Below are 12,679 nucleotides of genomic sequence, written 5' to 3'. Positions count from 1 at the left end.
CTGCTCAGGAGGGCGGCCTCGGTAAGAAGGCCAGGATTGTTTGAGCGAGGAGGACCCCGACGGTCCCGCCTGCTGCTTTTTGCAGCACGTCCAGGAAACCCGGATCACGATCGGGCGTCATTGCTTGCAGAATTTCCAGCCCCATTGCGACCGCCACGACAAGCGAGCATGCGAGGGTGAGCCGACCGGGCAACAGGAAGGACAAGAGAAATCCCAGCAACCCGTAGGCGCTGAAGCGCTCGATCACGACGACCCAATAAGCGTCGTGATGGCCAATAAGCACGGGTCTCCCCGCCAGTCTCGCAAGCGTGGCATAGACGATGAGCGCGAAGCAGACGCCTGCGGCTGCGATAAGGTGGTTGCGGCGCATTGGACGACCATAGCCGGACCGGAGCCAGGCCGCGTTGAAAGATGAGAGTATCGTTAAGGCTGATTGAGCAAGGGGCGCGGCGCGTTTGCCGTCTCGGGTTAACGGCTCAATCCTTTCAGGCCACCAACGCCGCGTCGGTCGGCAATTTAGCGCTCTGCGCCAAGCAGCGTGACTCGACCAACTCGTTGAATCGAGGGAAGGGCAGTGGGGCGGAGACCAGATAGCCCTGCCCCTCCTCTACGCCGGATGAAATAAGCGCCCGGACCTGCTCCTCCGTCTCGATGCCTTCCGCGACCACCGTCATTTGGAGGTCCTTCGCAAGTGCGACCAGCATCTCCACGATCGTGGCAGTCGATGCGTCCACGGTGATCGTGTCGACGAAAAATTTGTCGATCTTGATTGTATTGGCGCCCAGGCCCTTGAGCCGGGATAGCCCGCTATGACCGACGCCGACGTCATCGATGGCGACGCGAAACCCGTAGTCCCGCAATTCGCTGACTACGGCTGCGGCGCGTGCGAGGTCGTCGAGCTCGTCGCGCTCGGTCACCTCGATGACGATCTGGCGCGCGGAGACTTGCGCCGCCATGACCGTGCGGCGGAGCGTTTCAATGAAGCCCGCACTCAAGAGATGCTTTGGTACGACGTTGAGGGAGAGCTTAAAATCCTTGTTCGCTTTCAACAGCGGCTGCAGATCCGACAGCGCTGATCGCAGGATCTGCCAGGTCATGACCTGGATGCGGCCGCTGGATTCCGCGAGCGGGATGAAGTTCATCGGAGGCACGACCGATCCGTCTTTGAGGAGCCACCGAGCCAACACCTCGCAGCCTTTGATCCGACCGGTCTTGAGCTCGAAGATGGGCTGGTAGTACGGCTTGAATTCGTTCGCGGCCAGCCCGCGGTCGAGATCGGCGACGGGCCCTTCCATGCGGCGGCTCCGCGCGAAAAGCCCGCCGAAAAGGGCGCCGATTGCAAATGCTACGGCCAGCGTCGGCCAGTAAGCCTCGTTGTTCCACGTCGAGAGGATGCCGCGTTCGAGGCGAATGGTCGCATGGAGTGGGAATCGAGCTGAATTTTTGTCGAGATCGATCGGGGCCTGCAAGGCTTTGTCGGGATCGAGCAGGAATTCGCCAAGTTTCTCGCCGTTGCTCAACGCGAGGATCACTTCGCTGTGGGCGCGCAACTCGGCGGGCATGATGTCGAACAGGCTGGCGTTGACGCCAAGAATGGCGACCAATGCGGCATTGCCGTTGATGTCTTTGAGCACGCCCAGAGCATCGCCGCCGAATTGCTCAACACGGAAGAGCGAAAGGTTCTTGTCGTGCGAGGGAAGCATATCGCGGCGGTCGATCCATCCCTTGTCGAATTCCAGCGTTTCGGAATAGGCCGAACAGATCACCGAGCCATCTGGGTTGACGAGGCGCACATCCTTGATTGCGGAACGTTGGTAGACGTGGAGCCGGATCGCCTGCAGCGTCGCGGGCCCACAATCGGCAAGATCGCGCCGCGCGAGTTCGCCCAGGCTCGCGCCGGCAAAGTCGACCGCAAATTCGGCGCGACGCAGAACCACCTCGGTCAATTCGTCGAGCTGGTGGGCCTGCTGGTACCGAATGAACGAAGTTGCCGCAAAGTGGCCAGCCACGCCGAACGCGGCCGCGCTCGCGAGCACGAACGCCGCAAATACGAAAGTCGGTCGCTGCAATCTCATTCGGCCCGGCGGAACAGAGGGAAGCGTCGGCCGATCCTAATCAGGACCCGCTAAGATAGGGTTTAATGCGCGGGCGAGGCATGTGGAACCGGCCTTTGGGGGTGGGCAGGCGAGGGACCCGTCTGCCCCCGGACCGGGGGACCCTATCGAAAATGCTACTTAACCTTCCGCTCCCAAGTTCTGGCGGCCCATTCGATGGCGGAGGGAAGCGGGTGCGGGAGTGTAGGGCGCGATGGAAGCCTGCCGAGGGCTGCCACCATGCTGTGGCCGGGTGGCTCGCAAGCGCAAGACCACGAAGGCGATATTGATAGCCAACCAGACCAGAATGACGGAAATGGCAAGATGGGCCACGGCCAGACCTCGCGATGAAGTTGGAGTCAACGCGAGCGCGCTGGTTCGGTTCCCTGGCGAACCGGGCTAGAGCGCATCTATTTCATGTAGCCGGAGTCGAGCCTTCGGGGCGGACGGCGACCTCACCTTGCCTTGAGGTCCTTGCTCTACTCCGATCAGCAACACGACGCATTCGTTCTTCGTCAGAACCGGCGATCGCGCGCCCGCGGCCATCATGACGTCGTTGGCGGAACGCCGCCGCACGCTCGCTTAGGCCTTTTTTCTCGCCTTCGTTTTCAACGAAAGACCAAGGCGCAGGGCCATGCGCTTGATCGCATCGGGCGATCGTCCGAGCTGTTTCGCCGCCTCCTCCAATGAAGCCGAAGACTTAGCCAACTCCATCAGCCGGCGGTCTTCCTTGAACGACCAGGGCTTGCGCGCCATAACCGAAATCATCCTCTCGTCGCGACAAGGACAAAGCCGCCAAGCGGACCCATGTCGCTCGACGGCTTTGCTTGGGTGGGGCCGAGCTTGGGGGAGCCCGGTGAGACGATGGGATAAGTGATTAGTGAGAATTCGCAACAAACAACGCGGATTAAGCTAACCGCTCAACCTTAACGCGTCTAATCCGGCTTTGTCGCTCCGTACTATCACGGAGGTGTCAATGCTGATCAGCGGCGGCCGTTACCGCGCTTTGAATGGCTGGAAGCCGAATTGTCGGGCGCCGGTTCTGAAGGCTGCATGGACTGCGTGAACCCCGATTAACATCCGGCCGGATCCAACTTCAATCAGTGAGACGTTTTGTCATTCCCTGGCCCGCGGCTGTCCGGCAACGACCAAACTTCAATCAGCTCCTTGCACAAATTTCGTCATCGCCTGGCAAAACTTTCAGCGGTGCCGATCTTGAAGTCGTCACAACGACAAGATGAAATGCAATGGGAGGAACGCGCCGAAAAAATGGGACGTTCAAATGTTGGCAATTGTGGTTTTGGGTTCGATCTTCGCGGGCGGTTTTGCTTGCGGCTATGGTGCGAGGGCGTGGCGCTCACGCAAGCGATCGGCAAGATATCGTCTCTATGCGCCCTATACTCCCGCAACAGGGGCGGGACGAAGTCGGTCGCCCTCCTAATGATGGTATTTCGCGCCTGGCCTGTTTGCCGAGCGATCTCTGTAGCATTATCGAAATAACCATGTGCGGTTAGGTTAACTTGTCGCAATTCTTGAGAGCCTAGCCAATGCCACCTAGAACATCTCGATTCACGGCGGAAGCTTAGCCGCCCCGATTTTTCCGTGGCCCCGCGTTAGAGTAGGCGTAAATGACGTATCTGATTGCATTGCTGGGCGCGATAATTTGCATCGTTATTTTGATGGTTTTCGTTCGCGCCTATGATCGACACCTGAAAGATCTTCCAGGTCCTTGGATCATGGACGAGGCTCATTCGAATGACTGAAAGGCACAACGCGCCCCGCAGGTATTTCGTTGATGCGCAAGGGAAGCGGGTGCTGATAGGGCTGTCGCTTCCGGAAACGGCGGAGTTCGAAGCGCTGGACATCACATCGGGAGAGACGGTTCAAATCGGTCCGGGCGATGGGGCCGCCGCGGCGCACGAAGCTCGATGGCTTGAGCTTTATTCGAAACACGAAGGAGCCTGGCGGGCGTGGATCGTACAAAGCCAGGCGGAGCAGCCACAAGATTCAAGCTTTGTTAACTATGTCTGACCGATGTTAGCGGTCCAAATCTCGAACGTGGGATGGCCCAAATGTTTCAGCTGTTCCTGAGAGCGCGCGCACACAATTTTCTCAGCTCCCGCCGTGAGGACAAAGGCTTCAAGGCCCGTACCATCGAGCGCGATGCGGAGACGGACCGCGTTCGAATCGATGCCGTCATGGTCGCGATCGATACGGCATTGCGCGATGCGGAGAGGGAGCAGGTCGGCCTCGGACGACGTGTTGATGACGCACTCGCGCGTGCATCCGTCACTTTCGGAAACGGCACCGATGAATATCTCGAACGGGAGCCGATCGACAGTCATCATCAAGATCTCTTTGCCGCCGACATCTCCAACGGCCAGCGGCGGCTCAAGGAATTGGCAAACACCATCGCTCATCTGAGGTTTATCAGGACCGCGATGCTCACGCGCTTTCCGAACCTGAAGCCGCCGCAGCTCAATAGCTAGGATCGAGGGTTTGGCTCGGCACCCTTCCGTCTGCTAAACGCAGCAGGTTTGGGCACGATGGATATCTCGGTCCGAAAAGCATAATCTCTCGCTGAACAGCTTTGCCACGGGACAATTCGGGCGCCGCTTTGCCGTTTGGCTCTTCTGCCGGTTTTGATATGGTCCCGTCCAGCGTTCTCGGACGGATTGAAGGAGCGAGCCAGGTGATCTCCAGAAATTTGCAAAGGTCTATGGGATTGGCATTTGTTTTGGCTATTGGCGCGCCAGTAACGGCGTCGGCCGTCACTGTAGAAGTAGCGCGTGCATGCGACGCAGCTTTGGCCAAGGCCTTTCCTCCAAAGCAAATCGGCAATCCCGCTGCCGGCAGCGCAGGGACAGCCAAGGAGCGGCGCGATTATTTCAGCAAATGCGTCACGAACAACGGCAAGGTCGATGATGCGCCCGCGGATGCGCCTAAAGACGCCAAGGCCAAGAAATAAACGGAACGGGTCGCGCCACTTTAGCGTCGCGGCGGGCAGGGGGAGTAGAATGCGCCGTTCGTTGCATTGATGCGTTCGACGCATTGATTGGGATCAGTCGGCGTCCCGGCCACCGTGAAGTCATAGCCCATACCTTTGACGACCACGACGTAGCGACCCGGCGAAAGCGTAAAGCCGTCCTGCTCCGGCTGCAGCGATAGCATTCTCGGCTGATCCTCGACCGGACCTACTTTGTAAGGGAAGGACATGCTGCGGATGACCCAGGTGTCGCCGGCAGAGACCATGGCCGCTTTCCCGGTTGCATCGACGCCCATCGCTCGGGAGACTTTTGCGACTACTCGAACCTCGGTCCCGGTTGCATCGACACCACCGTCGGGCCTGAAAACAATGAAGCTGACATCTCCGCTTGTCAGGGTCGTCGCGCTCGGTGTGGTGATTGCTGCTGAGATCGCGACACGACGATCCGGAATCTTCCCGGGGACCGGCTTGAGCTCCTGGAGCTGGCCCTGGCTCAGGGCGTAGACGCCGAAGGTCGTTGGCAACGGCATCGAGGGTTGCGCAGGCGTCACCGGCTCCTTCGGTTGATCCGGTGTCCGTTCGACGCTCTCACCGCTCGATGGAGTCACAGCCCCGGTGGGGTGAGGCTCGGGGCTTGTGGAGGTGCGCTTGGACAGCGTCGCGGACTGCCACAATGCGAGGGATTGTGTCCTCAACCGCGGCCAATAAGTAACCGCCGCGCTGGCACCGGCAATGACGACCAGGATGGCGGCTAATCGGATGAGGGAGTTGAGGATGCCGCTTCGCCGAGATTGGTCGGGCGGGCTTGGCGGTGCGACAGAACCGCGCCCTGTTTCCGCAGGCTTCGGGACGGGCGGCGAGGGCGGAACGGGCGCCAGATGCGGAACGGGCTGAGGAGCCGGGGGACTGGGTGGCGACTGATGCGAAGCGACGTCTAGCGCCAACTCCGGCGCTTTGGACAGCGCGTCGCGCTCGCTACGGTCAAATGAAAGCTCAACCTCCCGGATGGCGCGCTCAAGCACTTGCTGGAGCTCGCGGGACTCCCGTGCGTCGCCATGCGTTAATTGTTCCAGAAGCTTGATGCGAGCCAGCTCGTATACGATTTCGCGGATCTGCCGGGGGTCGCTGGATATGTCGCGAATCCGCCCGGACAGGAGACGCACAAACCCGGCCTTGATCGCGTGCATATTTGGCGCGCCGGCGGCGGTGTCGCTGGGGTCGGTCATCAAGGCCGATCAAGTAACCCGGAACAGGCTGTTTCGCTAGGCTTTTCCGCGTCAAAATCCTATCTCGGCGAAAGCCGCTCTGATCGCCAGCCTTGCAAGAGCCCATGGTCGAACAGCTTCGGGGGCTTGCTTTTGGGCAGAAAGCTGTGACAGTTCGACGAGCTCCTCTTTCCGGTATTTTGATCATGCGCGACGGTTTCATAGCACTCACGTTTGTGGCTCTCCTGGTGCAACCTTCTTTTGCACAAGGGACCAAGGACAAAGCCAATTTGACGAGCACCAGCATCGTGACCACCCCTACGAAGAAAACCCAAACGGCCCAGAGCGCCTCACGACCCACAGCCACCCGAAACCTGGCGCCGGGCAAGCTGCCGAGCGGGATGGCGGCTCAGGGGGTCTGGAGAGACGGCAAGTTGATCGCCGTGCCTCGGCAATGACGACCCAAGCAACCGTGAAGGAACGGTGATCGCCTCCCGATGTTCTCGCTTGGGAGACATCTTATGAAACGATTAGTCCTGACCGCGTTTACGCTTCTTGTGACGGCAAGCACGTGGGCCCTCAGCGCTCGGGCCCAGGGGGTCAATGATCCATCGACCCCCGATCGAAATGTAATTATCGTCAATCCCTCGCAGCCCGCGCCGAGCACGGCTACGCGGAATATTCCGAGCCAGATTCAGCCGCCTCTGGTCAGTGGAGGGCGCGCGCGCCCCTATTACGGCAACAGAACGCGGACTAGTGGGTCGAGCAGGCGTTAGTCTGGCTACTGTACGTTGGGTGTCATTCCGCCGCCGGCGGGGAAGTTGCTGGATTTGAGCGCCATCCCACTGACGCGAAAGCGGACATTTCCTGCCAGATACAGATAGTCCGACGTCGTGCTGCTGACGGTCCGCACCTCGACATAGGTCAGTGTGATCGAACCCACGCTTGGGGTTACCTGGGTGATGTCGACAAACCGAGCTCCCGGGAAAAGCTTCTGGTCCAGGCCATAGAAGATCTTTTCCCGCTCCGACCACAGCACGAAGTGACCCCCGGTCTTCTGATCGACGGCTTCGTATTGCGTATGGATCACTTGCGGGTATTCGATCTGGCCTGCTGTCGCAAAGTGAGTGCCTAAAAAGATCACCAGAACCAGGAAAGTAACGTTGCGGACCACTGGTCAATATCCTCGCGAGCTAAAGCACGAAGCTTGCCCGCGATTTGGCTTTCGTGCAATCGGCAAACGTATAGATTGAAGGGAATGGACGAGAAGTTTCCGGCCCTTGCTCGTTCTTCTCGCTCTGCCCTGGAGTTACAGCGTGCCAACCGCGCGACCTCACACCTTTCTAGCTCATGCCAGGCGGCTTGGGCAGCTGGCCGGAGTGGTCCTGACCGTTGCCGGTGCAATCGACTTCGGTCTCGCCAATCCGCCCTCGTGTTTTGCGCAGACCGAACCGGAGCCCTCGGTCAGCGACTATCTTCCACCAAGCGAGCCGGAAGTCAGCCGTGACGAGTGGCGTCAGCGTATCGAAGATGCGCGGCGACGAGCCAAGGAGCTCTCGCGCGAGCGGCGGGACCATCCAGAGCTCTATAAACCGGTCCCGGAGGATCCGGACCTTGTCGCGACCGAACGCCTCCTCAACGACGACAGCCTGCAGCGCGGCGACATCGTCTCGACCAAGAAGGGCATGTTCGTCTACCAGGGGCGACCGGATCAACCGCGCCGTGAGCGGGATTTCGTGCCGATCGCACCAAAAGCGACGCGCTGAAAAATTGACTGCAAGCCAGCAGGCTAACTCGCGCTCGAACTTCAGTACCGCCGCAAAATCTGATTGAACTTGGGATCGGTCCCCTGCGTGGTCTCCAGAAGCAGCGACTTGCCTTGCGGCGTGGCCTGCAGGTAGGCAGCGATCAGGAGCTGCTCGTAGCGAGAGCGGTTGGCAAGCGCCGCGCGGACGTCCGATTGCGCCAGCAGCTTGATCTCTTCGTCGGCTGCTGCCGCGTTCGATGTGACGGTTTGGAGCCGTGCGAAGGCGACGGCGATCGGCACCGCGCCGGCCAGGTAAGACATTTTCACTGCAGGCGTCGCCAGCTCACCCGCCTGCGTCTTCAGCGTGCCGAGCGTCAGCCAAAGCGCGGGCCGGATGGGCGATACTTTCAGAGCCGCAACAACGGCATCCTGGGCAGCCTTGTTCTCGGCGGCCCTGCTGTTCACATCGGCTGCAGGACGGTGAAGAAAATCCGCGGCTTTGGCCGCCGCATAATTCGCCAGCAAGTCGCCGTCGAACGAAAGGGGCGCCAGAACGCCCGAAGCGGCTACGTTGACCTTCTCGGGCGGAAACTCGCCCAAGAACAAATCGCTCGCCCGAAAGTTCGACCGCGTGAGATCGCCGTAAAACCCCAATGCTGCGTAAAGCAGCAACATCACTGCGATGCAGGCGCCAATGATGCGAAGCAAGGTCATGCGGCTCATGATGAATTTCGATGCCCGTGTGGAAGGGCGCAGGAGTTGGCCAGCAACTCTGCAAAAGTCCTAAATTGCGAGCAGACTATCGCCCTGGATCGTGAGCAAGGTCAAGTTGCCGGTCGCGTAAGCGCCGGTGTCGATATTGATCCGGTTTGAGCGGATATCCGGGACGCTGACCGGGGTATGGCCGTGGACGATATATTTGCCGAAGCGTCTTTCGGACTCGAGGAATTCCTCGCGGATCCAGAGCAGATCCTCCTCCTTCTGACGTTCCAGGGCTACGCCCGGCTTGACGCCGGCGTGCACAAAGAAGAAGTCGCCACACGCGAAGGACGGGCGGAGCTGCTGAAGAAACGAAAGATGCTCCCGCGGAAGCGCCTGCCTCAACCCTTCGATCAATTCAATCTGCTGCTCCGGCGTCGGATTCATCGTCGGGTTGATGCCGTATGAAACAAGGGTCAGCAGGCCTCCGTAGCGACGCCATTCCTCCAGGCGCGCCGGGTCCTTGAGGACCTCGAGCAGGAACACCTCGTGATTGCCCTTGAGGCACACTGTCTCATGCGACTTCGAGCGCTCGATCAGGAGATCAATCACAGCGCGCGAGTCCGGGCCCCTGTCGACGTAGTCGCCAAGAAAGACCTGAATCGCTCGTTCGGGAGCGGAGCGGGCAAGGTCGGCGTCGATGACAGTTAAGAGCGACTGAAGCAGGTCGGCGCGTCCATGCACATCGCCGATGGCATAGATCCTCACGCCGTCGGGGAGCCGCGGCTTGACGTTCTTACGAAAACGCTTGGAAAGGCCCATCAGCTGGTCGAATCGGGTCTGGCGTCATGAATGGAGGGCATGGTCGCTCATAGCAGAACAAGTTACGCATCGGTATTCTTAATTGTTTCTGACGGAGTCGCAGCGGTTTTGATTAAAGGATCGCTCGGCTTTTGAGCCGGATTTCAAGACGTGTCCCGTAGCGTTTCCCCAACAAGAAATGGGGAGCGCGACATGCGCAAGACTTTAAAGTTCCTGGCGATTGCCGCCGCTCTGTTGGCTGGGGCGGCTCAACACAAGGCCGAGGCCGCCTTTGTCGGTGCGCCGTCGGCGTTGCGCGGCGCCATCCAGTACATCAAGTTCGACCAGCCGACCCTGGCGCCGATGGCTTTCACGCTCTTTTGCCTGAAGTACGAGGGCGAGTGTAAGCCGCGACCGCAGCAAATCGTGTTCAGGGGCGGACGTCTCAAGCTCACGGCCGAGCGCATGGCCCAGCTTCAGGAGGTCAATCGGCGGGTCAACAGCGCGATCCGACCCGAGCCTAATTTGGAGGGGCTGCGCGGCGAGAAGTGGCTGCTGCATCCCACCAGCGGCGACTGCAACGACTACGCCGTGACAAAACGCCACGATCTGATTGCCAAGGGCTTCCCGGCGCGATCGGTGTTGCTCAGCGAGGTCGTGACGACCTGGGGTGAGCATCATCTTGTGGTCGTGGTGCGCACGTTCGCCGGCGATCTCGTGCTGGATAACCTCACCGGGCACATCCTGCCCTGGTCGAAAAAGTCCTATCGGTGGGTCCGCATCCAAATGCCCAAGAACCCGACCTACTGGGCGTCACTGGCTGATCGCGACGTCTAACGACGAACGACTAATGACCCGTGCCGCGTGGGGACTGGGTGATGCTTTGGGACAAGCCGAGTCCCATGATCGTTGACAGGCAAAGGATTGCTGCCGGATGCAGCAGTCCTGAACCGGCGAAGCCCTCAACCAGCGCGAAGACAAGGCAGGCCGCGGCCGCCGCAGGGAAGAACGAGTCGCGGCCGCGCTGCAAAGCCCCCAAAAACAAGCGGCCCAAAGCCAACATGCCCGCCAGCAGCGCGGCGGAAAAACCGATCCATCCGGTATCCGCGAAGATGGCAAAAGCCGTCGAGGGCGCCATCAAAGCCGCGCCGGAATCGCTTTGGTAGATCCTGCCAACGGCAGAAAATGTGCCTGCCCCCGCACCGAACCACCTGGTGTCGGCCAACATTCGCTCCAGCGCGGCTCTGGTTTCGGCCCCCACCTCCGCGACGAGCCGCAAAAGAATCGGCCCTGCATTCTTTTCGAACAAGAAGCTCAGGACAATGATCGCTCCGACCAGCGCGGCTAAGGACAGCGCGCCTGCGGCCAACGGGGATAGGTCGATCCTTCGAATGACAAGGATCAGCAACATCAACACGAGGCCAAAGGCCGCGGCGATCGCGCTGTTCGTCCCCGACAAGCCAAAAACCGCGACCGCGCTGGCCAGAGCGCCCACAAGGCCGCAAAGGCCGATGGCGACCGATCGAACGACCGAGTGGCGCGTTTCGGCCCGCTCGGCGGCCAGCTGCATGACGGCTATATTAAGCATGACGCCAAGACCGGCCATCGTTGTCGCCAGGTCGGAAGGAACGGCGGTTGCAAGGGCGGATGAGAACGGACGCAAATCCAAGGTCAGAGCCGACACCGCTGTTACCCCGCTCAGCACGAACAGCACCAGTTCGGCACGGCTGCGGTCACGGACCACGACGATGGTCACGCTGAGCAACGAGATCGCTGCGAGGGCTTGAAACAGCGCATTCAGGGTGAGGCCGAGATCCGCCGTCACTGGCCCAAGCGACAGGCCAGCCAGAGCATCGTGGCTGCTCGCCCAGATCGGATGCGCCCAACTCAGCCACAGCGGCACCAGCTGAGCCGCGATACAAAGGGGAATGCCGATCAGGATCCAACGGCCCCAGACCGTGGCACGCAGATAGTGCTCGTAGTCGGCCTTTCGTGCGCTGAAGACCGCTGCAAATAGCCCCAGGGCCGTAGCCGTCATCCCGAGCTGTACGCCGAATTTGGCGCCGGCAATGTCGAGAGCGGATGCAGAAACAAGGCAAACGATGAGGGCAAAATAAGCGAAGGACAAACGTGCGCCTGGAAGGAATCCTGAAAGGGTCAGGCCACCATACAAGCCGGAGGCAAGTTTTCAAACAGAGCTCTGCAGCCAACGCAGCTCCCAACCCCAACCCAACCCAACCCAACCCCACATTAAGGCAGCGTCGCGTGCGGGGGATCAGACGGACTCTTGATGCGCCAAAGAGGTCAGCGGGCGGTCTTGAGCGGACGGGCAAACACGCGGGCGGCACGACCGGCGGCGAGAGCAAAGCGGGCGGCCGAGCCGAAGAGATAGCCGGCCTGGAGCGCGATAGCCGCGAACGCCACGCCCTTCAGGCCGTCAAGGAAGCCCAGATTGGCCATCCAGCCGACCGGGATCGCGGCGAGCAGCATGACGAATGTCAGCGGCAGGAGCACCAGGACGCGAAAGCGTTGGCCCAGAACTGCGCCCACGAGAAAGCTGAAGATCAAAAGCTCGGTCATCCGAAACACTCCGTGCTCCGGACCTTAGGTTCCCCACCCTAAAAAGACCCTTAAGTCGTATGGCTAAATTTTGTCTATTGGCCGCAACTTGCCGCCAGAGAATTATAGGCTTCACGAAGCCCGCTCAGGGTCACCACGCCTTTGATTTCGGTGTCACTTTCCTTCACCACCACGGAAAGCGAGGGCGTCGTCTGCCACTTACCGGCCGCGAACGCAGAAACTTCGTCGGGTAATAGGACGGCAGCGCCGGCCGCCGCCATGCTGGCCTCGAACGTCTGGGTACCGCCGCCAGTTGAGGAGATCGTCACTCGCGGGTGGCTCCGTGGCGGGAACGGCCGGATCAAGGCGACCAACACGTCGATCTTGCCCTTGGGAGCGCAGCGGACGATCAGGCCGGCGAACTCCGGGTCAGACTGCATCGTCTCGGCTGTCTTGGAAATGGAAGCGAAGCTCTCGCCCTCTTTGGGGCCTTGGGTGCGGGTGAATTTCCAGATCGAGGATGGGCTTGCCACCGCAAACGTGCAGACCGAGTGCAATCCTGATGGCCCGACGGCGCAATCACCTCTCA

16 protein-coding genes are annotated in these 12,679 nt (G+C 60.4%); 6 read left to right on the top strand and 10 right to left on the bottom strand.

What is annotated here, in order from left to right:
- Nucleotides 1-4: 4 nt before the first annotated feature.
- The 3 genes from BcanWU425_RS30975 to BcanWU425_RS30965 all read right to left on the bottom strand — a co-directional run bounded on the left by BcanWU425_RS30975 (nt 5) and on the right by BcanWU425_RS30965 (nt 2,849).
- Nucleotides 5-370 (bottom strand): VanZ family protein, encoded by a 366-nt coding sequence (locus tag BcanWU425_RS30975; RefSeq protein WP_204513754.1) that lies wholly within the window; start codon nt 368-370, stop codon nt 5-7.
- 115 nt (nt 371-485) lie between these two features.
- Nucleotides 486-2,075, bottom strand: a complete 1,590-nt coding sequence (locus BcanWU425_RS30970; protein ID WP_204513755.1) for an EAL domain-containing protein — start codon at nt 2,073-2,075, stop codon at nt 486-488.
- A gap of 600 nt (nt 2,076-2,675) precedes the next feature.
- Entirely contained in the window at nt 2,676-2,849 is a 174-nt protein-coding gene (locus BcanWU425_RS30965; protein ID WP_162847250.1) for a hypothetical protein, read from the bottom strand.
- Between the two features lie 999 nt (nt 2,850-3,848).
- Here BcanWU425_RS30965 and BcanWU425_RS30960 point away from each other — a divergent pair.
- The 3 genes from BcanWU425_RS30960 to BcanWU425_RS30950 all read left to right on the top strand — a co-directional run bounded on the left by BcanWU425_RS30960 (nt 3,849) and on the right by BcanWU425_RS30950 (nt 5,061).
- The gene (locus BcanWU425_RS30960) at nt 3,849-4,124 is read left to right on the top strand and encodes a hypothetical protein (protein ID WP_018456121.1); all 276 of its coding nucleotides are present in this window, start codon (nt 3,849-3,851) and stop codon (nt 4,122-4,124) included.
- Between the two features lie 41 nt (nt 4,125-4,165).
- On the top strand, nt 4,166-4,582 hold the full coding sequence (locus BcanWU425_RS30955) for a hypothetical protein (RefSeq protein ID WP_018456120.1): 417 nt from the start codon (nt 4,166-4,168) through the stop codon (nt 4,580-4,582).
- A gap of 203 nt (nt 4,583-4,785) precedes the next feature.
- Nucleotides 4,786-5,061, top strand: coding sequence for a hypothetical protein (locus BcanWU425_RS30950; protein ID WP_083926416.1), 276 nt, complete (start codon nt 4,786-4,788; stop codon nt 5,059-5,061).
- A 20-nt stretch (nt 5,062-5,081) separates the two neighbouring features.
- Here the strand turns inward: BcanWU425_RS30950 and BcanWU425_RS30945 are convergent, their stop codons facing one another.
- Complete coding sequence (locus tag BcanWU425_RS30945) at nt 5,082-6,305, bottom strand: hypothetical protein (protein WP_018456118.1); 1,224 nt, start codon at nt 6,303-6,305, stop codon at nt 5,082-5,084.
- A gap of 104 nt (nt 6,306-6,409) precedes the next feature.
- Here BcanWU425_RS30945 and BcanWU425_RS30940 point away from each other — a divergent pair, with 104 nt between their 5' ends.
- Complete coding sequence (locus BcanWU425_RS30940; RefSeq protein WP_231188852.1) at nt 6,410-6,742, top strand: hypothetical protein; 333 nt, start codon at nt 6,410-6,412, stop codon at nt 6,740-6,742.
- A 323-nt stretch (nt 6,743-7,065) separates the two neighbouring features.
- Here BcanWU425_RS30940 and BcanWU425_RS30935 read toward each other — a convergent pair whose 3' ends face one another.
- On the bottom strand, nt 7,066-7,458 hold the full coding sequence (locus BcanWU425_RS30935) for a hypothetical protein (protein WP_204513756.1): 393 nt from the start codon (nt 7,456-7,458) through the stop codon (nt 7,066-7,068).
- A 205-nt stretch (nt 7,459-7,663) separates the two neighbouring features.
- Between BcanWU425_RS30935 and BcanWU425_RS30930 the strand changes: the two genes are divergently transcribed.
- Nucleotides 7,664-8,050: a hypothetical protein gene (locus BcanWU425_RS30930; RefSeq protein ID WP_231188851.1), complete on the top strand. Its 387-nt coding sequence runs from the start codon at nt 7,664-7,666 to the stop codon at nt 8,048-8,050.
- 41 nt (nt 8,051-8,091) lie between these two features.
- On the opposite strand, the gene BcanWU425_RS30925 is transcribed toward BcanWU425_RS30930, so the two are convergent.
- Nucleotides 8,092-8,631, bottom strand: coding sequence for a hypothetical protein (locus BcanWU425_RS30925; RefSeq protein WP_231188850.1), 540 nt, complete (start codon nt 8,629-8,631; stop codon nt 8,092-8,094).
- A 183-nt stretch (nt 8,632-8,814) separates the two neighbouring features.
- Nucleotides 8,815-9,552, bottom strand: coding sequence for a metallophosphoesterase family protein (locus BcanWU425_RS30920; protein WP_085359805.1), 738 nt, complete (start codon nt 9,550-9,552; stop codon nt 8,815-8,817).
- A gap of 192 nt (nt 9,553-9,744) precedes the next feature.
- Here BcanWU425_RS30920 and BcanWU425_RS30915 point away from each other — a divergent pair, with 192 nt between their 5' ends.
- The gene (locus BcanWU425_RS30915; protein WP_085359807.1) at nt 9,745-10,368 is read left to right on the top strand and encodes a transglutaminase-like cysteine peptidase; all 624 of its coding nucleotides are present in this window, start codon (nt 9,745-9,747) and stop codon (nt 10,366-10,368) included.
- A gap of 10 nt (nt 10,369-10,378) precedes the next feature.
- On the opposite strand, the gene BcanWU425_RS30910 is transcribed toward BcanWU425_RS30915, so the two are convergent.
- The 3 genes from BcanWU425_RS30910 to BcanWU425_RS30900 form a co-directional block, all read right to left on the bottom strand.
- On the bottom strand, nt 10,379-11,659 hold the full coding sequence (locus tag BcanWU425_RS30910; RefSeq protein WP_085359809.1) for a hypothetical protein: 1,281 nt from the start codon (nt 11,657-11,659) through the stop codon (nt 10,379-10,381).
- A gap of 176 nt (nt 11,660-11,835) precedes the next feature.
- Nucleotides 11,836-12,111, bottom strand: coding sequence for a hypothetical protein (locus tag BcanWU425_RS30905; RefSeq protein WP_085359811.1), 276 nt, complete (start codon nt 12,109-12,111; stop codon nt 11,836-11,838).
- A gap of 74 nt (nt 12,112-12,185) precedes the next feature.
- A complete protein-coding gene (locus BcanWU425_RS30900) occupies nt 12,186-12,623 on the bottom strand; it encodes a hypothetical protein (RefSeq protein WP_231188848.1) in 438 nt (145 codons plus the stop codon).
- Nucleotides 12,624-12,679: the final 56 nt, after the last annotated feature.

This window comes from Bradyrhizobium sp. WU425 (genome assembly GCF_021052305.1).
In the GTDB taxonomy this organism is placed as follows: domain Bacteria; phylum Pseudomonadota; class Alphaproteobacteria; order Rhizobiales; family Xanthobacteraceae; genus Bradyrhizobium; species Bradyrhizobium canariense_D.
This window is presented reverse-complemented; position numbering and strand designations above follow the sequence as displayed.

Excerpts from the sequence above, each read along its gene's own strand:
- BcanWU425_RS30975 (WP_204513754.1), bottom strand. The coding sequence starts at position 370 with ATGCGCCGCAACCACCTTATCGCAGCCGCAGGCGTCTGCTTCGCGCTC.
- BcanWU425_RS30970 (WP_204513755.1), bottom strand. The coding sequence starts at position 2,075 with ATGAGATTGCAGCGACCGACTTTCGTATTTGCGGCGTTCGTGCTCGCG.
- BcanWU425_RS30965 (WP_162847250.1), bottom strand. The coding sequence starts at position 2,849 with ATGGCGCGCAAGCCCTGGTCGTTCAAGGAAGACCGCCGGCTGATGGAG.
- BcanWU425_RS30960 (WP_018456121.1), top strand. The coding sequence starts at position 3,849 with ATGACTGAAAGGCACAACGCGCCCCGCAGGTATTTCGTTGATGCGCAA.
- BcanWU425_RS30955 (WP_018456120.1), top strand. The coding sequence starts at position 4,166 with ATGTTTCAGCTGTTCCTGAGAGCGCGCGCACACAATTTTCTCAGCTCC.
- BcanWU425_RS30945 (WP_018456118.1), bottom strand. The coding sequence starts at position 6,305 with ATGACCGACCCCAGCGACACCGCCGCCGGCGCGCCAAATATGCACGCG.
- BcanWU425_RS30940 (WP_231188852.1), top strand. The coding sequence starts at position 6,410 with ATGGTCGAACAGCTTCGGGGGCTTGCTTTTGGGCAGAAAGCTGTGACA.
- BcanWU425_RS30920 (WP_085359805.1), bottom strand. The coding sequence starts at position 9,552 with ATGGGCCTTTCCAAGCGTTTTCGTAAGAACGTCAAGCCGCGGCTCCCC.
- BcanWU425_RS30915 (WP_085359807.1), top strand. The coding sequence starts at position 9,745 with ATGCGCAAGACTTTAAAGTTCCTGGCGATTGCCGCCGCTCTGTTGGCT.
- BcanWU425_RS30905 (WP_085359811.1), bottom strand. The coding sequence starts at position 12,111 with ATGACCGAGCTTTTGATCTTCAGCTTTCTCGTGGGCGCAGTTCTGGGC.